This is a genomic window from Brevibacterium sp. LAARM3_SD1, assembly GCF_057364765.1.
This window is the reverse complement of the sequence record NZ_JBNFOL010000007.1, coordinates 57,074-75,127: the sequence shown is the minus strand read 5'-3', so window position 1 is coordinate 75,127 and position 18,054 is coordinate 57,074. Positions and strand designations below refer to the sequence as shown.

At 64.3% G+C, this 18,054-nt stretch carries 14 protein-coding genes; 9 read left to right on the top strand and 5 right to left on the bottom strand.

Annotation, left to right across the window (positions count from 1 at the left end; translation table 11 throughout):
- Positions 1 to 91 precede the first annotated feature (91 nt).
- On the top strand, positions 92 to 1,291 hold the full coding sequence (locus AC2W7L_RS05975) for a pyridoxal phosphate-dependent aminotransferase (protein ID WP_486003695.1): 1,200 nt from the start codon (positions 92 to 94) through the stop codon (positions 1,289 to 1,291).
- 147 nt (positions 1,292 to 1,438) lie between these two features.
- Here the strand turns inward: AC2W7L_RS05975 and AC2W7L_RS05970 are convergent, their stop codons facing one another.
- From AC2W7L_RS05970 to AC2W7L_RS05960, 3 genes are all read right to left on the bottom strand, one after another.
- Complete coding sequence (locus AC2W7L_RS05970) at positions 1,439 to 1,981, bottom strand: acyl-CoA thioesterase (RefSeq protein WP_486003694.1); 543 nt, start codon at positions 1,979 to 1,981, stop codon at positions 1,439 to 1,441.
- Positions 1,982 to 2,187: 206 nt separating this feature from the next.
- On the bottom strand, positions 2,188 to 3,108 hold the full coding sequence (lgt, locus tag AC2W7L_RS05965) for a prolipoprotein diacylglyceryl transferase (protein ID WP_486003693.1): 921 nt from the start codon (positions 3,106 to 3,108) through the stop codon (positions 2,188 to 2,190).
- Positions 3,109 to 3,318: 210 nt separating this feature from the next.
- Positions 3,319 to 5,586: a DUF222 domain-containing protein gene (locus tag AC2W7L_RS05960; protein WP_486003692.1), complete on the bottom strand. Its 2,268-nt coding sequence runs from the start codon at positions 5,584 to 5,586 to the stop codon at positions 3,319 to 3,321.
- A gap of 389 nt (positions 5,587 to 5,975) precedes the next feature.
- Between AC2W7L_RS05960 and AC2W7L_RS05955 the strand changes: the two genes are divergently transcribed.
- The 7 genes from AC2W7L_RS05955 to AC2W7L_RS05925 all read left to right on the top strand — a co-directional run bounded on the left by AC2W7L_RS05955 (position 5,976) and on the right by AC2W7L_RS05925 (position 13,594).
- Positions 5,976 to 6,887 carry a LysR family transcriptional regulator gene (locus AC2W7L_RS05955; protein ID WP_486003691.1) on the top strand — a complete coding sequence of 304 codons (912 nt, stop codon included), beginning with the start codon at positions 5,976 to 5,978 and terminating at the stop codon, positions 6,885 to 6,887.
- A 234-nt stretch (positions 6,888 to 7,121) separates the two neighbouring features.
- A complete protein-coding gene (locus AC2W7L_RS05950; RefSeq protein ID WP_486003690.1) occupies positions 7,122 to 7,670 on the top strand; it encodes an MFS transporter in 549 nt (182 codons plus the stop codon).
- On the top strand, positions 7,670 to 8,425 hold the full coding sequence (locus AC2W7L_RS05945) for an MFS transporter (protein ID WP_486003689.1): 756 nt from the start codon (positions 7,670 to 7,672) through the stop codon (positions 8,423 to 8,425). The genes AC2W7L_RS05950 and AC2W7L_RS05945 overlap by 1 nt, the downstream gene beginning before the upstream one ends.
- A gap of 159 nt (positions 8,426 to 8,584) precedes the next feature.
- A complete protein-coding gene (locus AC2W7L_RS05940; protein ID WP_486003688.1) occupies positions 8,585 to 9,925 on the top strand; it encodes a M20 family metallo-hydrolase in 1,341 nt (446 codons plus the stop codon).
- Positions 9,922 to 11,475, top strand: a complete 1,554-nt coding sequence (locus AC2W7L_RS05935; protein WP_486003687.1) for an amidase — start codon at positions 9,922 to 9,924, stop codon at positions 11,473 to 11,475. The genes AC2W7L_RS05940 and AC2W7L_RS05935 overlap by 4 nt, the downstream gene beginning before the upstream one ends.
- Positions 11,468 to 12,685 carry an amidase gene (locus AC2W7L_RS05930; protein ID WP_486003686.1) on the top strand — a complete coding sequence of 406 codons (1,218 nt, stop codon included), beginning with the start codon at positions 11,468 to 11,470 and terminating at the stop codon, positions 12,683 to 12,685. Before AC2W7L_RS05935 ends, AC2W7L_RS05930 begins: the two co-directional genes overlap by 8 nt.
- Before the next feature lie 165 nt (positions 12,686 to 12,850).
- Complete coding sequence (locus AC2W7L_RS05925) at positions 12,851 to 13,594, top strand: DUF1345 domain-containing protein (protein WP_486003685.1); 744 nt, start codon at positions 12,851 to 12,853, stop codon at positions 13,592 to 13,594.
- A gap of 173 nt (positions 13,595 to 13,767) precedes the next feature.
- On the opposite strand, the gene AC2W7L_RS05920 is transcribed toward AC2W7L_RS05925, so the two are convergent.
- A complete protein-coding gene (locus AC2W7L_RS05920; protein WP_486003684.1) occupies positions 13,768 to 15,225 on the bottom strand; it encodes a lipase family protein in 1,458 nt (485 codons plus the stop codon).
- Between the two features lie 388 nt (positions 15,226 to 15,613).
- Positions 15,614 to 16,342 (bottom strand): sulfite exporter TauE/SafE family protein, encoded by a 729-nt coding sequence (locus tag AC2W7L_RS05915; RefSeq protein WP_486003683.1) that lies wholly within the window; start codon positions 16,340 to 16,342, stop codon positions 15,614 to 15,616.
- Positions 16,343 to 16,655: 313 nt separating this feature from the next.
- Between AC2W7L_RS05915 and AC2W7L_RS05910 the strand changes: the two genes are divergently transcribed.
- On the top strand, positions 16,656 to 18,005 hold the full coding sequence (locus AC2W7L_RS05910; protein ID WP_486003682.1) for a divalent metal cation transporter: 1,350 nt from the start codon (positions 16,656 to 16,658) through the stop codon (positions 18,003 to 18,005).
- Positions 18,006 to 18,054 lie beyond the last annotated feature (49 nt).

Genomic DNA, 18,054 nt, shown 5'->3' with positions numbered 1-18,054 from the left:
ACCGTGCCCTGGGACGGTTTCGTCCCACGGTGAGCAGCACCGACACCTCAGCACTGCCCCGAAGAGATGGACCCCGAAGAAGGAGCCGACGATGAAGACTGCTCGCCGCTTGGACAACCTCGGCACCGAGACCGCTTTCCGCGTGGCCCAGGCCGCCGCCGACTGGAAGGCGAAGGGCAACGAGGTCTTCCCGTTCCACCTCGGCGATCTCAATTTTCCGCTCGCTCCTCACATCGTCGAGGCGATGGAGCAGGCGATCCGCGACGGCAAGACCGGCTACTGCCCCGGGCCGGGGATCCCCGAACTGCGGGAGGCGCTCGCCGATGACATCGGCTCGCGGCGCGGAATGACGATCGACCCCGCCGAGGTGGTTGTGACCACCGGTGGCAAACCCGTGATCACGAAATTCCTCCAAGCGGTGATGAACCCCGGCGAAGGTGTGCTCTACCCGAACCCGGGATTCCCGATCTACGAATCCCAGATCGAATACTTCGGCGGTACAGCTCTGCCCTATCGCTATGTTCCGACCTCCGACGGTTTCGCGATCGACCTCGATCACCTGCGGGCGTCGATCGATGAGAACACCACGGCGATCATCTACAACGACCTGCAGAACCCGATCTCTGCGGAATCCACCCCGGGGGAGCGGGAGGCCATCGCTGCGATCGCGCAGGAATTCGACCTGTGGGTGCTCTCCGACGAGGCGTATTTCGAGATGCGCTATCGCGGGAAGTCCCAGTCGATCGCCGCGCTGCCGGGCATGCGCGAGCGCACCGTCATCCTCTACACGTTCTCGAAGAAGTACGCGATGACCGGTTCGCGTCTCGGGTGCGCGGTAGCGCCGAAGGAGGTCGCCGAGGCGATCTCGCTGATGAATACCAACGACGAATCCTGCACAAACCAGTACGTGCAGTGGGCGGGGATCGCAGCCCTGCGTGGGCCGCAGGGGCCGGTCGGGCAGATGTTGGAGGTGCTGCGCAAACGACGTGATGCCACCTGTCGGCTCATCAATGAGATCCCCGGCATGTCCGCGGCGACCCCGGGGTCGACGTTCTACGTCTTCCCCGATGTCACCGAGGCGATGGAGGCGAAGGGAATCGCGACTCTGGCCGACTTCTCCACAGAGGCGCTGCATGCCACGGGAGTGTCATTCTGCACTCGCGAGCATTTCGGCTCACCACAGCCCGGAGAGGATCGTTCCTATATCCGGCTGGCATATTCAGGCATCGACGAAACCGCGATCACAACCGGTCTCGGCCGCCTCAAGGAGTGGATCGAGGCGGGGCGGTAGTCCGTGCGGCGGGGTTGCTCGCAGTGGTGTCGAGCTGCGGCGCCGTCCCGGCCACGGCTCTGTTCGGACCACGGTCCAGTGCCGGCCGCAACCCAACGCGGACCACGGCTCTGTCCGGACCGCTGCTCGGTCCGGACGAGGGCTCAGTCATGTCCAGCTGCTCCAGGCAGGCCGGCGGGTGCTGGGCAGCGCGTTGTCACGGCGCCAATCGTGGATCCACTCCGGCAGCACAGGTTCGTTCTCCGGCATCCCGAAGGCCTCGATGAGGTCGTCCCTGGTGAGCGGCCGGTCATCGGAGATCAGGCGAGTGGCGACATAGGCTCGGGCGAAGATCTCGCCGTCGACGACCATGCGCTGTTCGAAGAACACGGTGCGCTCGTCGATTCCGCAGACCTTGGTCTCGAGGTTGTAGCGCTGCCAGAGTTTGAGTGATTTGCGGAAGCTGATGGTCTCGCCGCTGACGACTCCGGACCACCCGCGCTCGCGCATTGCCTGCCAGGCTCCGCTGCGCATCATCATGTCGAGTCGGCCGAGGTCCATGATCGACAGGTACTTGCCGTTGTTGAGATGCATGAAGATGTCGATCTCGCCGAGGTGGACGCGCATGGGGAGGAAATACGTGTCCCAAATGTCGCGGGCAGAGCGCTGCTTGGACCTGAAGAGGTGCAGGAGCATACGGAAGAAGTGCATGACGACTACGTTACTTTGCAGTAGATAGTCGGCGGGTGCCGCCCCTCCTGCCTCGGCTGGGACAGCATTTCAGCTTGAGTGAACCTCAGCCCTGGTCGCCTGTGATCGGTGACCGGTCGTTTCCGGAGAAAGAGTGGATCGTCCGGTCAAGGAAGGGAACCGCGCGAGACGACGGGGCAGGGGAGCCGCCTCGGCGAGGGGTGCCGTCAGTCCTTCGCAGGTTCGGGTTCTTGTCCGGGGAGGAAGGGCGATTCCTCGGGTTCGGGATGGCGTTTCCACTGCACGATCATGATCAGCGCACCGAGCGCGACGGCGCCGATTGCACCCCAGACGTTCGTACGCAGGCCGAGGATGACGAAGCTCGGGTCGAGGCGGATCGATTCCCAGACGATGCGGCCGGCGCCGTACCACATCAGGTAGACGGCGAAGAGGCGTCCCCACTGGAAGAAGACGTGGCGGCCGAGATAGAGCAGGACGAATGCGCCGAGGCTGTTCCAGACGACCTCGTAGAGGAACGTCGGGTGGAAGAGCGTGTCAGCCGGGGTGCCTGGTGGGATGGCGGGATTGCGGGGGTCGATCTCGAGGCCCCAGGGCAGGGTGGTCGGCAGTCCGAAGAGCTCTTGGTTGAACCAGTTGCCGAAGCGTCCGCAGGCTTGGGCAAGGATGAGACCAGGGGCCAGGGCGTCGAGCAGAGTGGTCAGCTTGAGGCCGAGGCGGCGGCACATGATCCATGCACCCAGCGTGCCGCCGATGAGCGATCCGAAGATCGCGATTCCGCCCTCCCAGATGGCCCACACCGAGCCTGGTTCGAAGGGGTTCCACGGGTTGCGACCGGGACCGAAGTAGTCGGTGTAGTGCGTGATCACGTGGTAGATGCGAGCGAAGACGATGGCCATCGGCACGGCCAGGGTCGCAATGTCGAGGACCTGCCACTCTTCGACTCCGCGCTTGGTCAGGCGGTGGTTCGTGAGCACGATCGCGATGATGATGCCCACGAGGATGCACAGCGCATAGAAGTGGATCGTCAGCGGTCCGAGTTGGAAGCTAGAGATGGAAGGACTGGGGATTGCCGCCGAGATGTCGTGCGGAATCGCGGTCGCGCTGGAAGTGACTGGGCCGAGGTGCATGGGGCCAGTCTATTTGCACCCGTCTGAGAATCTCTTATGCAGCGTCTGGTCTCTGACCGGCGAGGACCGTTTTCGGGCCGATTGCTGTGCCGCCTGCGCTCCGACTAGCGCGTAAACCCGAGTCCTGTGGGGTGAAGGCAGCCGCGACAAGGCCATTCGCGCTCACATCAGAATGGAGGCACAGCGGTGCCATTGAATGGCCGTGCCCCGCTACGTGCCGAAGAGGCCCTCGATGATGTCGTCTGTGATGAATCGTGAGTGCAGGATTGGAATGCGAGCAGGGTCGGTGCTTTCGGGCGGTCGCCATGCCGGCCGTCCGTCGCCGAGCATGAAGACTTCCCAGTCGGAGCGGTCCATAAGGTGGTGGTGGAAGGAACACAGCAGGCACATGTTGTTGATGTCGGTCTTGCCGCCCAGGGCGTGCGGCACAACATGGTTCACGTCGCACCACCCCGCCGGTGCATCGCAACCGGGGAACACGCATCCGCGATCCCTGGCGGTGACGATTGCGGTCTGCTTCTTGTTTGCGAAGCGCTGTTCCGTGCAGACTTCCACCGTGCGAGCCTTTTCGTCCATCAGGTGGAAGAAGACGGTGCCATCGAGGCCGCGCCGAGCGACGTCGCCCATCGGGAAGCGGTCGCCGGAGCCTGTGGTGGCTTCGCCGATGCCGTTGGCAATGTCGGACGCTTTTGCTGTGACGACCAGGGCGTAAGGCGAACCTTTGGCGGCTTCCTTCATGCTGATGCGCGAAATGAGAGTGGCGAAACGTTCGTAGATCCAGGCCTTCGCATTGGGCTGCTCGCTCATGAGATCGACGGCCGAACCATTGGCGCGGACCCCGTGACCGGCAGGAACGGGACGGTTGGCACCGGGACCCGCGGATTCGGCTTCGTTGTCTCCGGTGGCCTCGATGACAGTCCATGGAGGTGCATCGAAACGATCTCCGGTAAGGACGGCATCGAGAGGTTCGAACCGGTGCTCATCGAAGGTCTGGCCGAGGCTGCCACTACCGGGAGTCTGTTCTGGCTCGGCGTTCGGGACGAGTGGGGGAGCGTCTTCGCGCTCGCCTTCGTCCGCCTCGGAGTCGGTGGGTTCTGCGGTTGTCGATGTGGTGCCTTTCACGGATTGAATCCTGGAGGTCAGCAGTCCGTGCAGTTCGGATCCCGCCACGGGATCGAGGACGCCTTCCAGCCTCCAGTCTCCATTGCGCTTGGGCCGGGCAGTGATGAAGTAGGCGGAACGATCGCTGGGGTCGAGCGGCTCGGCACCGTCGGGGTCGATGAGAGCGAGCATCCGACGGAAGATGTCGCGGAGCTCGCTCACAGTCACCGATTTCGCGTACTTCACGAGGTCGGTCTCCACACGGGACTTCGTCTCGTGGTCCACCCACGCGGGCAGTGCCTTGAGGCAGTCTTCGATGACGGTGAGGTGCTCCGCGGGCAGAGTGCCGAGGTGGAGCTGCTCGGCGACGAGCGGATGTTCGGGCTCAAGGGGTTGTCCGTCGAGTGCGACTCGTCCGCCGAGATTCTCTGCGAGCCTTGCCCGGCGGTTCGCTTCTCGTCCCGAGAGGTTGAGGCGTTCCTGGATGAGCGCCTTGGTCGACTTGGCGCCACTGTCCTTAGGCGTGCCGACACGTTCGTAGACGGCCAGCGCCAGAGTGGACAGAGATTCACTGAGCCGACGCAGAGCCTCGGCCCCATCGATAACCTGCAGGGCCTCGTTCGGTCCCATCGGCCGGTCGAATGCACGAAGACCTCCGACCAGTCCGGTCAGGGAGGCGATCGAGTCGGTGATTTCGGGAGCGCTCGCAACCAGGTCGTTCCAGGCGGCGTCGGTGAGGATCGGGTGCAGTGAGGTCGGTCGTTGAGAATCAGTTCCAGCCTCAGGCTGAGCGGCGACAGAGTCGCTTGTGTTGGCCGGGCTGGCAGGATCAGCGGAGGCGGGCTGCGTGGTTGAGCTGATCTGCTCGTTTGTTTCGAACAATGAGGTCGGGTCTGCATGTGCGGTCGAGTCAGTCTTGGCGTTCGGATCGAGCCCTGTGGATTTCGCCGGATCGGCGGTAGCTCTCGAATTATCTCTGCTGGCGGTCGTGACGGTTTTGCTTGGTTGTCCGGCATCGAGAGCCGACGTGTCTTCGCTCATTTGTTCGTCGCCGGCTATCGGCGCATTGTCAATGGCTGCGTCATCGTCGGTCGAAACCGGGGCAAGGGCCTCGAACACCTCGGCGAAGTGGTGGCCGCTGAGGTCGAGCCCGGCCGCCTTGAGCTGTTCGGCCAGTGTTGCGGGGTCCGATGTTTCTTCGGGTTGTGCTTGCTCGTTGTCCTCGGGTGCGTGGACATTCTGAGAAGTGGTGCCCACGAGATCTGCCGGTGTGGTGTTCGTTGGCGGTCTTCTGCTCGCCCCACCGCGCGAGTCAGCGGCAGTGCGGCGGTCGCGCTTTCCTGACTTGCGTCGCTTGCGGTCGGGGGTGAAGGTCATCGCTGTTGAGTTCCGTTCGTCATTGAAGGTCTCTTAGCTCAATTGTAGGCAGTCAGAGAATAGAAGACAATAGAATCTTCGAAAAAGATTCGACTGGAAATGACATGTTGAATTTGATGGACGCTTTTGAGTGGTTTATTGGGAGTTCGATCAGTTTCAGGGCACTTTACTCGTCGGCATTGACTCGGGATCGGTGACGACTGAAGTGTCGGGAGAATTCTCGGAACTGGATCCGACCCGGTAGAAGTGGATGGTCTGTGCGATGCCTGCCGTCTGGGGAGGGTTGCAGCCTGCCGTCTGGGAACGGTCGGTCGGTAGTGCTCGAACAGAACCGCCCCGGCGCGGTTGGATCTGCACGCGGATCGCTGCGAGTGAGATGATGAGAAGCTATGGCCCTTGATTTCACCCTGGTGCAGCTGCGCTACTTCCAGGAAGTCGCGCGGCGAGAGCATATGACAGAGGCGGCGAAGCAGCTCAACGTCACTCAGTCGGCGATCTCGACGGCGATGGCCCAGCTCGAGCGGGCCATCGGCCTCGACCTTTTCATCCGACAGCGCAACCGTTCGGTGGTGCTCTCGCCTGCCGGGAAGCGATTCCTCTCAGAGGTCACACCTTTCCTCGAAGCCTCCGACAACCTCGGCGAGACTGCGTTGGGCCTCTCACGTCGTCTCAGTGGAGACCTCACTGTCGGAGTCTTCTCGCCGATCGCGCCCACCCGCCTGCCGCTCATCCACAGCGAATTCGAGAAGCGCTACCCGGATGTTCGGATCAACTACCTCGAGGCGAACCTTCAGGAGCTGCAAGCTGCTGTCATCGCCGGCGACTGCGATCTCGCACTGACTTACACGCTGGGAATGACCGATCGCTTCGATCGCTTCCTCATCGACGTCGTGAAGCCGCACGTCCTCGTCTCACTCGATCACCACCTCGGCGGGGGTGGGAAACGGCCGCGACCAATCCACCTGCGAGAGCTCGCAGATGAAAACTACATCCAACTGGATCTGCCGTTCAGCACTCAATACTATGACGAGCTCTTCCGGATCGCCGGCGTCGAGCCGATCGTGCGGCACACCTTTGCTGGCTACGAAACCGTGCGGTCGTTCGTGGCGATGGGGCACGGGTACTCGCTGCTGAGCCAGAGCGTGTCCTCGGGAACGTACATCGGATCGAAGACGGTGGACGTTCCGCTGCTCGACGACTTCCCGAGCATCGACCTTGCCATCGTCTGGCCGAAAGAGCTGAGGCTGAGCAAGCGTGCGCGAGCCTTCTGCGAGCTGACCTTGGAGATCCTCGGGGCCTAGGCGGCTGAAGCGGACAGAAGGACCCGAACCGCGGGCCGAGGACTGCGCTGTTGCTGGGGAAAGCGGTCGGTGGGTAAGCGGTCCGCCGCCGAGGTAAGGGGCTTACGCGGAGAGGTGCCACCTCGGCTTCTCATCGATTTTCCTCATGACCAGTTTCAAAAGTATCTGTTGGACTAATGTGTTGTGGATCGCAATGATGGTGGAAATCATCCCCGCGCCCTAAGGAGATCCCGGATGTCCATCACAGCCCCGACCGAGCAGCGAACCACGTCGACGAAGATGCAGCGGAAGGTGCTCCTGGGCGGCAGCATCGGCCAGTTCGTCGAGTTCTACGACTTCACGTTGTACGGTCTATCGGCAGTGATCCTGTCCGAGTACTTCTTCCCCGACGGCGACCGGATCACCGGTCTGCTGGTCATCTTCGCGACCTTCGGAGTCGCGTTCGTCATGCGCCCCCTCGGCGGACTGTTCTTCGGAGCTCTCGGCGACAAGGTGGGCAGGCGGCAGACCCTGACGATCACGATCTTCCTCGTCGGAGCCTGCACCGCACTCATCGGCATCCTCCCCGGGTTCGACACGATCGGCTGGTTCGCGCCGATCTTGCTCATCCTCGCCCGCCTCGGTCAGGGCTTCTCCGCCGGAGGCGAATCTGTCGGCGGACCCTCGTTCGTCTACGAGCACGCTCCGATTGCCAAACGCGGACTGTGGATCAACATCACCTTGGCCGCGACCGCTCTGCCCTCGGTGTTCGCCGGCGGCCTCATCCTCCTGCTGTCGACGTGATGAGCGACGCCTCATTCGACTCATGGGGCTGGCGCGTTCCGTTCCTCCTGGCGCTGCCGTTGTCGGCCGTCGGACTGTGGATCCGGTCGAAGACCGACGAATCCGAGCTGTTCAAGAAGACCGCCGCAGAACGGCCCAAGGAGTTCAGCCCGATCCGCGAATCCTTCCGCGAGAACTGGGTCGGGATGCTCCAGGTCTTCTTCGTCCTCGGCGTCACCGCGCTCGGCTTCTACATGCTCTCGGCCTACTTCGTCACCTACATCCAGACCACCGGCGACCTCAGCCGCGAACAGTCGCTGCTGACAAACGCGATCGCGATGGCCAGCTACACGATCTTCCTGCCCATCGCCGGCCACCTCGGCGACCGCTTCGGACGTCGGCCCATGCTCATCGCGGGTGCGATCCTGCTCGCAGTCACCTCTGTGCCGGCATTCGGACTGGTGACCAGCGGGCACATGGGGTTGGCATTTCTCGGGCAGACGATCTTCGTCCTCGCGCTGTGCTGCTACGGCGGCGGCTGCTACACATTCTTCTGCGAGCGCTTCTCGACGAAGACGCGGTTCACCTCGGCAGCCATCAGCTACAACATCTCCTACGCAGCGCTCGGCGGAACCGCTCCGTTCGTCGGCACGTGGCTCGTCGACATCACCGGCGTCAACACCGCACCCGGCTACTACATGGCGACTGTCGCGGCCGTGTGCCTTGTGCTCATCTTCGTCACCCGACTGCCCGAGACCCGCGGACGACTCGGATGAGCGCACCCTGACATCAGGTTTCGTCCACTTTCACATCAGATTCTGTACAGATCATCGGGATGAAAAGCGATGAACTGAACGAAAAGCGATGTGCGAGCCCCACCCGCGCCCCAGACCCATGCAAACCACTACCCACCCTCATGAGAGAAGCGATCAGCAATGAACCAACAGGCACCCCCGTCGCCCGACGCCGCCCCGTCGTCCGCACCCCCGTCATCCGACGCGGCCTTCCTCACCGATTTCCACTTCGTCGCCACCATCGGCGCGACCGACAACAACGGCGTCGACCGGCAGGCGCTGACACAGGAGGACAAGCAGACGCGTGACTGGATGCGCGGCTGGGCGACGGACAAGGGCTTCGAGGTGCGCGTGGATGCGATCGGCAACATGTTCGCCTGCCTCGAGTTCGTTCCCGATGCCCCGTATGTCCTCATCGGCTCGCACCTCGATTCGCAGCCGCTCGGCGGACGCTTCGACGGAGCCTACGGTGTCATCGCCGCCCTCTTCGCCGCCCTGCGGGTCAAAGAGGAACTCGTCGAATCCGGTCTGCAGCCCACCTTCAACCTCGCCGTCGTCAACTGGTTCAACGAGGAAGGCGGCCGCTTCGCCCCGTCGATCATGGGCAGCTCCGTCTATGCGGGGCTCTTCGACCTCGACGAGATGCTCGCCGTCAGAGACCTCGAGGGCACCACCGTCGCTGAGGCCCTGAGCGCCATCGGCTATGCCGGCACCGATACACCGCCCGAGGCGATCTCCTATGCCGAGATCCACATCGAACAGGGCCGCATCCTCGAACGCGAAGCCACGGACATCGGCGTCGTCGAATCCAGCTGGTACACGCAGAAGCTCGACATCGACGTCCTCGGCGAACAGTCCCACACCGGCGCGACCGCCATGGCGGACCGCCACGATGCACTCGTCGCAGCGGCCAAGGTCGTCCTCGCCGTCGCCGAGGTCGTCGATGAGTTCGAGGACGAGGCTCTCGTGTCCTCGGTCGGTCAGCACGTCGTCGAACCGAACTCGCCGATCGTCGTTCCCCGCCGCGTCCACATGGTCGCCGACCTCCGCTCATCCGACCCCGCCATCGTCCAAGCCGCCCGCGAGTCCCTCAAGTCGCAGATCGCCGAGATCGCCCGCGCCCACGACATCACCATCAACGTCGAGGATTTCGACATCCGCGATAAGCGCCATTTCCCGACCGAAGGAGTCGAACTCGCCGAGAAGGCCGTCGCCAACGAAGGCCTGAGCATCCGTCGGCTGGAAACCATGGCAGGCCACGATTCCGTGGCGATGAACCACCGCGTGCCCGCCGTGATGATGTTCGTGCCCAGCGTCGACGGCGTCTCCCACTGCGAACGCGAATTCACCCATGATGAGGACATGGTCCGCGGAGTCCGCGTCCTCACCTCGGTGGCCGGAGAGCTCGTCCGAGGCGAGCTCGCCGCCGTCCGCGACGGTGCCGTCTGGGTCGGTTCGTCCGTCGCCGAGGCGCGCGCATGAGCCGCGCTGTCCCGCGCTCCGGCGCTGACGCCACGACCACCAACACAGCCTCTGAACCCTGGACCCTGTCCGCCACCGAGGCGCTCGCTGCCTTCCGGTCCAAGGATCTGTCCCCAATCGACTACCTGACCTCCTTCATCGGCCGCATCACCGCCGAGGATGAGCGCATCAATGCGGTCACGGAAGTCGTGGAGGAGGCGGTCACCTCGGCGCGGGAAGCCGAGACGTTCTACGCGAAAGCCACCGACGATGACCTCGCCGATGCGGCCGCCACCCGCCCGCTGCTCGGACTTCCCGTGATCGCCAAGGAGAAGCACGCGCTCGCCGGCCGAGGCCTCACCCAAGGACTGCTTCACGAACTCGACACCATCGCCGACAACGATGCCGCGATCATCGCCCGCATCCGCGCCGCCGGCGGATTCGTCCACGCCCGAGCCACCTCCCCGGAGTTCAGCTGCGCGACGATCACGCACTCGCCGATGTGGGGCGTGACCCGCAACCCCTGGAACCTCGACCTCTCGCCGGGAGGGTCCTCGGGTGGGTCCGGTGCCGCGCTCGCCGCCGGATTCGCGCCTCTGGCCACGGCCTCGGACATCGCCGGATCGACGCGGCTGCCCGCCGCCTTCACCGGCACCGTCGGCTACAAAGCTCCGTACGGTCGGATCCCCGGCGCCCAACCCCTGGCCGCCGACTGGTATCGCGGAGACGGGCCGATGACGCGCACCGTCGCCGATGCCGCCCTGCTCGCCAAAGTCATGGTCGGCGTCGATCCGAGCGATCACGCGACGATCGCCTCACCTGGGTTCCTCGATGACTTCGACCCCGCCGAGGCGGCTGATCGACTCCGCGGCCGCAAGGTTGCGCTGTGCGTGCGTTTGGGGGACTTCCCCGTCGGGAAGGACATCGAAGCGAATACCCGCGCGGTCGCCTCGGCGCTGGAATCGGCGGGTACGCAAGTCGAGGAGATCGAACTGCCGTGGACGGCGGAACGGATCTTCGAGACCGCGTTCACGCACTTCGGGAACCTGTTGGCGCCCGCGATGCGCGCGGCCACCCGCGGCCACGAGGACACGTTGGCCGACTACACGCTGCGGTTCATGGCCGACTCCGAGGCGGTCGCCGGCCGCCGATCCTTCTTTGACGGACTCGCCATGGAATCACAGATCCAGGCCGAGCTGGCGTCCGCGATGGACGGTTTCGATGTGCTCTTGGCGCCCACCTCGGCGGTGGCGGGGTTGGAAGCTGGAGCCAGCTACCTCGACGGGATCACGGTCGGTGCCGACGGCGTCGGACGCGAAGGAGCTGGTGACGGAGTGCGCCTCGACCACTACTGGCAGGCGCATATGACGATGCCGTTCAACATCTGCAACCGGGTGCCGATCGTCAACGTGCCCTCCGGAACGGCCGACTGCGGCATCCCCACCGGCGTCCAGGTCATCGCTCACCCGTACGATGACACCCGCGCCTTCGACATCGCCGCGGCGATCGAAGCGCTGCGTCCGTGGTCCGGTCTCGCGCCGACGGTTCAGATAGGCTCATCGGATGGATGAGCACACCATCGCCGAGGTGGAGCGAGCCGGAACGCAGTTCAACGCCGTCACAGCGATGGCCGTCGACCGCGCGAATGCCCTCACCGCGGAATCGATCGACCGCCGCGATTCCGGGCAGCCGCCGCGGCGATTGGAGGGGGTTCCCTTCGCCATCAAAGACGTCATCGACCTCGTCGGCTATCCGACGACGATGGGATCGAATGTGCGCAGCGATGCCCCGGCTGCTACCTCGGCGCCGGTCGTCGACCGACTCGAAGCGGCGGGCGCGATCCCTGTGGCGAAGACGAACTGCCAGGAGTACTCCTACGGAATCCTCGGCGACGAATCCGCCTTCGGCCGCGTCGTCAATCCCGTCGATGCGGCACTGTGCACCGCCGGGTCGAGCTCCGGATCGGCCGCGCTCGTTGCCGCCGGGGTGGTGCCGTTGGCGTTGGGCACCGACACGGCCGGATCTGTGCGCGTGCCGGCGGCCTGCCAAGGCGTGCTCGGGTTCAAGCCGACCTTCGGCATCGTGCCCGTCGACGGAGTCTTCCCACTCTCGCAGAGCTTCGATACCGTCGGGCTGTTCGCTGCCGACCTCGGCGTACTGACCACGGCTTTCGACGTGATTGCGGGAGCCGGTTCGGGTGATGACCGAGGTGACAGCGCACACACCATCGATGTCAGTCTCTTCGCGGATGACGGCGACCGGGTGCGGGACCTGCTCAAGTCGGTCCCGGAACTCACGATCACCTCGGCGAATGGGCCAGCCCTGGCCGAACTCCTCGAGGACCTTGCACCGATCTACGATTACATCCGCCTCTATGAGGCATCCGAGGTCCACAAAGACCTCTACGCCGAGCACTCCGCGGACTACCAGCCGGGTGTGGCCAAGAAGATCGAATCCGGCCGAGGCCTCTGCGAGGCCGAATACCGAAAGCAGCTGGACGCGCTCGCCGAACTGCGGGAACGGTCGCTCGCGGTCTTCGGTGGCACTGACTTCCTGCTCACTCCGGCCATCGACGGACCCGTGGTCCGCTGGGATGAGATCGACTCCGGCACGGCGGCGAAGTTCATGCGCTATTCGATGCCATTCAACGTGCTCGGCTGGCCGGCCTTGACGATCCCGCTGCCCAGGGCCGGAGGCGGCGAAGGACCGCAGGCGGTGCAGCTGGTCGGCCGCCCCGGCGGCGACCGCGACCTGCTCGCCTTCGCCTCTCAGCTGGTCTGACTAGACCCGTGGCAGGTCTGACTTGGGGATCAGTCCGATTGCATCGGGGATCGCCTGATCTGACTCGGTGCCACCGGTCCGATTCGGAGATCGGCCGAGTCGGGCCCACCCTCGACTAGGCTGAACTCGAACAGCCGCCGCGTCGAACGAACCGGAGCCGGGCCGATGAGACCCACGCACAGTCAGATGCTCACCCTCTCCGACGACTCGCGCGCAAATATCGCGGGAGTCCCGGCGCTCATCGTCAGCGGAATCCTCGTGTTCGGATTCGACTTCGATCCACTGGGTTCTGGCCCGAGCATGGCTGCATCGCTGGCCCTGCCGCACGAGGTCATCAACCTCTTCCTCGTCTTCTGGCCGCTCTTCGCGCTGACCTATCTGCTGTGGACCCACGCGGGACTGAGAGACCTCGACGAGACCGAACTCATCGTCCATTCCCGCTGGTCAGTGGCGAACCGCCGACGATGGTGGTCGCGGTGGTTCGGGATGGGCGGAGCAGTGTCCTGGGCGACCATGGCTGCCTACCTCGCATTCATCTTCAACATCTTCCTCGTCACCTCTGGCTCGAGCGCCAGCATCGGTATCTCTGCGGCGCTCGGCATCGCGAATGTCATCGCCTCGTGGGCGGTGCTCGTGTATTCGTTCGCACTCGAGTTCATGCGTCTCGACCTCAGCGGCGGCGGCAGCCCGGGGGAGCGGCAACTCGAATTCGAGATGGAAGGCCCACGCGAGTTCGGCGACTACCTGACCTTCTCCGTGCTGTCATCGACGATGACGGCCGCGCTCCCCGGCCGAGGGGTGTCGCGGAAAGCCTGGCGACTGGTGCGCACGAACGTCATCGTCGCCTTCGCCTTCAACTCCGTCGTCGTCGCGACCCTCGTCTCGATGATCCTTTCCTACGTCATGTGACCGTCGCCGGCACAGCCCAAACCCGTGAATATCGCCGAGGCGGCCCTCCCGTTTCGGGAGGGCCGCCTCGTGTGCATGGGCTTCCCAATGGTGTGGGCCGCCTCGGCGAGGACGGACCACGTCGTTCGGATGGTTGATCCGATCACGGTGGGCTGCCTCGGTGAGATAAGAGGTCAGAGTCTCCAGCAGCTGTCGAGCGGAGCCTTGCCCGCGAAGGTGCGGGTGGTGAAGGTTTCGATGCGCGGCAGCGCGGCGACGTAGCCGCCGACATGTGTGGGCCCGAGGTTGTCCTCGAACGCCACCTTGTGGCCGGCTCGGCACCACGTCGAGGCGAGTTCCTTGCCCTGATCGAACGAGATGACGTCGTCGAGGCGGCTGTGGTTGACCAACAGCGGAACATCCGGCACCGCGGCCTTGCCCAACCGCTGCCGGTCAACGATGTCGGTGAAGTGCTCGTCGATGATGTCGGTGAACGACTCGCCGTTCTTCGTCAGCGACTTTCCATCCGTGAAGGCTGTCGAGAGCAGGGCCTCGACGGTGCACTTGTCCGCTGTGTCGGCCACCATCTTCTGCCCTTTCTCGTTGAGGAAGTCGCTTGTATCGATGTCGGCCTGCTCGGCGAACCCGACGACACCGTAGAGCGCGAATGCCGTGTAGACGCTCGAGAGCCCGGACACGGTCTTGTGCAGATCGACCGGCACAGCGCCGGCCGAAGCCGAGGCGATGTTGAGCTCGGGCGCCCACTCCTTCTGGAGTTCCAGGGCAGCCGTCGTGGCGTGACCGCCCTGCGAGTACCCGCGCAGCTGGAGTTTGGTGTCCTCGTCGATCTCGCTGCCCTCGACCTGCTGGACGGCACGTGCCGCATCCAGGACCGACCGGCCCTCTTCGACACGGTTGACGTAGTGGTGGGTGCCCTCGGTGCCGAGGCCCATGTAGTCGACGACGACGACAGGATGCTTCGCGGCCAGGGCCGAGGCGACGGAGATCCCCTCGTACTCGGTTCCCATGCCCAGCTGACGGCTGGGAGCGCACTTGTCGGCGATGCCCTGAGTGCCCGGCGAGATGACGACGGCATCGTCGGCATGGCTGCTCGCGCCGTTCGGAGTGAGCAGGGTGGCGGTCGCGGCTCGGGCCTTGCCCTCCTCATCAGTGGTCTTGTACATGAAGACCGTCGACTTCGCGTCATGTTTGATGAGTTTCACCGGGTCGAGGTAGAACTCCGAGTCGGCCTGCTTGAGGACTGTGCCGTCCTCGCTCGGCAGCGAGTCCGGGGTCTGATAGAAATCTCCGGGGACTCCTGATGCCGGAAGGTCTTCCTGCGCAGCTGCGTATTCGACGTCGGCGGGCGTGAGCTCGTCGGTCTTCGCGACGGCTTTCTTCGCCTGTTCGACGCTGATGCCCTCGGGGACGGATTCGCGGTCGAGCGTGCTCGGATCCTCTGCGGCACGGTCGTCGAGGAACTGTTCGGCCTCGGCATCGGTCTGCGGAACGAGTTCGGCGGCGTGGGCCGGCGCGGTGGTCGTGCACAACGTGAGTGCGAGGCCGACGACGGCTGCGGCGCTCAGGGCCTGGAGGCGACGACGAGGCCCGTGTGAGGAGGTGGTCGGCAGTGCTGTGGTTGGCGTGCTCATAGGCGGTGGTCCTGTTCTGCCTTGTCTCTCGGCATTGAGAAGGTGCGGGACAGTAGTGCCGGTGCAGATCGCGGTGGAATGCACCGTGACGGTGAGGCCAGTGTGGTGACGGGGTGCCGTCCGCCAGAGTGTTCACCGCTGGACGTCCTGATTGTGACGGGCACCACACACATTACTTGATAGTAGAACTGAGCGGTAGTTAAGTGACGAATATGGTCCGCGGCGTTTGTTTCCGGACCTCGGCGTGCTGAGAGAGCGGTCGATGTCTCCTGCGGGTGGATCCGCCCTGAAGTCAGCGCGGAATTCGAGGTGGATCCACCGCAGGAGACACGACGACGGCCGCCGGCCGGGATGCCGTCTCGTCAGATCGCGACTAGGGGTCGCCGGTTCAGGCGAGCTGCGAACGAACGACTTCGACGATGACAAGGAGCGCCCCGGCGATCGAGGAGCCGACGGCGAGGCGGTAGAGGAGTCGACGGTCTGCACGTCGGATGACGAAGTTCGACAGCCACAGCCCGATGAGCATGAACGGCAGCAGGAACGCTGCTGCGATGAGATGTCTGGTGCCGACTTCGCCGCCGATGGTCAGTCCCGTCAGAGACAGGATGCTGCCGAGGGTGAAGTAGGCGCTCATCGTCGAGCGCATCGACGACGGATCGAGCGAGCGCATGATGAGACTGATCGGCGGTCCGCCGATGCTCGTGGCCGTGCCGAAGATCCCCGAGACCGATGACGCGATGAACATATTGCGGTGCGAGGCCGCCGGGGACCAGCCGACAAGGCTGAATGCGGCGCCGGCGAGGACGGTGATCGCGAGCATCAGAGACAGCCCGGAATCCGGCAGCATCACCACGGCGGCGGTGCCGATGGCGATGCCGGGCAGTCGTCCGAGGGCGCCCCAGCCGACGAGCTTCCAGTCGACGTCCTGACGTTCGCGGGCGAACGCCGTGAATGAGGTGAGGGTAGCCAGCAGCAGCAGGGCGGACGGCAGCAGGTCGGGGCGCAGGAGCGCGAGCACTGGTGCGGTGATCATGCCGAGGCCGAATCCGATGGAGCCCTGCAAGCAGGCTGAACCCAGCACCACGATCCCGATGATCAGGTACTGGACGATCTCCATCGATTCCTCATTCCTCTGCTGTGGGCGCCGCGGTCGGACATCTGCGGGCCGCTGGTCAGGCGACTTCTTCCGCTTGCGACACTGCAGCCGTACGGCGCAGATTGCGCGTTCTGATCACCTATTCTATGCGCAGAACGAACAATCAAGCATCTTTCTTGCGAAATTGCTTGCGCACAACACGCATGTATGGGCTAGTCTTTACGAAGATTGCGCACGGTGATGACGCGGATCAATCCTTGCATCATTCTTCGGGCAATCGCTCAGATGTCCATCTACACATGGGAGTGCAGCCATGGCCGCCGATGTCCATAGCGTGAAACGCAGCTCTGTCTCTTCGATGCCCGCGCAGAATCCGCTGCCGCGCGGTCTCGGTCTCGTCACTTCGGTCGGCCGCCTCGTGCTGGCCATGTCCTTCCTGGGCACCGGCGACCTCGTCAGCTCCTCCGTCTCCGGCGCCTCCTACGGGTATGCGCTGCTGTGGACGCTCATCCTCTCTCTCGTCGCCCGCACGTTCATCATCTCGTCCATCGCGAAGTACACGCTGATGAACAAGCACGGGGACACACAGATCCTCGACGGATTCGCCCGCCTGTCGCCGGTGCTGCCGGGGATCATGGCCGCGGTCGTCCTCATCGCCGGCTTCATCACTCAGGCCACCTTCCTCCTCGCCGCGGCCGTCGGACTCCACGAACTCACCGGCGGTGAGTGGGGAGGCAGCTGGGGCCGTTTCTTCTGCGCGATCATCATCGTCGCGCTCACTCTGTCGCTGGTCATGCTGCGCAAGCAGTTCGTCGTCCTCGAATACTTCGCCCGTTTCGCCTCTGTCGCGATGATCATCGCCTTCGTCTACGCGCTCATCAAGATCGGGACCTTCGACATCGCCGGCTTCGTCCAGGGCATGGCCTTCGAGATCCCGAAGGAGCAGAACACCTCGGCGTTCGCCCCCATCGTCATCGCCTCGGCGACCATCGGCACGATCGCCGGCAACATGCCCAACCTTCTCTATTCGGGCTTCATGCGCGACAAGGGCTGGGTCGGACCGAAGTATCGGAAGATCCAGCAGTTCGACCTCATCGCCGGCATGGCCCCGCTGCTCATCATCAACCTGCTGTTCTGGATCGTCGCCGCCGAATTCAGCGCCGCCCACCCCGGCTTCTCCATCGCCGACGAATTCGACCTCTCCCACATGCTCTCGGTCGCCGTCGGCCCGGTCGGTCCGTATCTGCTATGGATGTGCATCTTCTTCGCCGCGATGACGAGCTTCCCGCCGCAGTCGCGCGGTTTCTCGCAGCTGGCCATCAACGGCATCAACCACACCGTGCCGTCGATGCGGAAGTTCCTCGGCCGCGACGAGGAGAACCCCGCCTTCCGGTGGATCCAGGCGATCGTCTTCATCGTCCTGCCCCTGGCCTCGACGATCCCCGGCGCCCCGGATCTCATCTCGCTCAACATCGTCGGCACCGCGATCTCCACCGTGCTCAGCCTCCCGATCATCGTCGTCTGCATCCTGCTGCTGACCTCCCGGAAGAAGCACATGCACTCCTACGCGGTCAATCGGAAATGGCAGATCGGACTGCTGCTTCTCCTCGGCATCATCGCCATCGTCGTCGGCGTCCAGATCGCCATGCAGATCCCCGCGATGTTCCAGACCGCGTTCGGATGATGAGTCGGACCGTCGGTCCGGGGATTCCCTCGCCGAGGCGGCCCACCCC

Bases quoted from the DNA above. Each gene is read 5' to 3' on its own strand.
- AC2W7L_RS05935 (WP_486003687.1), top strand. From the start codon at position 9,922: ATGAGCCGCGCTGTCCCGCGCTCCGGCGCTGACGCCACGACCACCAAC.
- AC2W7L_RS05930 (WP_486003686.1), top strand. From the start codon at position 11,468: ATGGATGAGCACACCATCGCCGAGGTGGAGCGAGCCGGAACGCAGTTC.
- AC2W7L_RS05925 (WP_486003685.1), top strand. From the start codon at position 12,851: ATGAGACCCACGCACAGTCAGATGCTCACCCTCTCCGACGACTCGCGC.
- AC2W7L_RS05970 (WP_486003694.1), bottom strand. From the start codon at position 1,981: ATGCACTTCTTCCGTATGCTCCTGCACCTCTTCAGGTCCAAGCAGCGC.
- AC2W7L_RS05915 (WP_486003683.1), bottom strand. From the start codon at position 16,342: ATGGAGATCGTCCAGTACCTGATCATCGGGATCGTGGTGCTGGGTTCA.
- AC2W7L_RS05945 (WP_486003689.1), top strand. From the start codon at position 7,670: ATGAGCGACGCCTCATTCGACTCATGGGGCTGGCGCGTTCCGTTCCTC.
- lgt (WP_486003693.1), bottom strand. From the start codon at position 3,108: ATGCACCTCGGCCCAGTCACTTCCAGCGCGACCGCGATTCCGCACGAC.
- AC2W7L_RS05960 (WP_486003692.1), bottom strand. From the start codon at position 5,586: ATGACCTTCACCCCCGACCGCAAGCGACGCAAGTCAGGAAAGCGCGAC.
- AC2W7L_RS05955 (WP_486003691.1), top strand. From the start codon at position 5,976: ATGGCCCTTGATTTCACCCTGGTGCAGCTGCGCTACTTCCAGGAAGTC.
- AC2W7L_RS05920 (WP_486003684.1), bottom strand. From the start codon at position 15,225: ATGAGCACGCCAACCACAGCACTGCCGACCACCTCCTCACACGGGCCT.
- AC2W7L_RS05940 (WP_486003688.1), top strand. From the start codon at position 8,585: ATGAACCAACAGGCACCCCCGTCGCCCGACGCCGCCCCGTCGTCCGCA.
- AC2W7L_RS05950 (WP_486003690.1), top strand. From the start codon at position 7,122: ATGTCCATCACAGCCCCGACCGAGCAGCGAACCACGTCGACGAAGATG.
- AC2W7L_RS05975 (WP_486003695.1), top strand. From the start codon at position 92: ATGAAGACTGCTCGCCGCTTGGACAACCTCGGCACCGAGACCGCTTTC.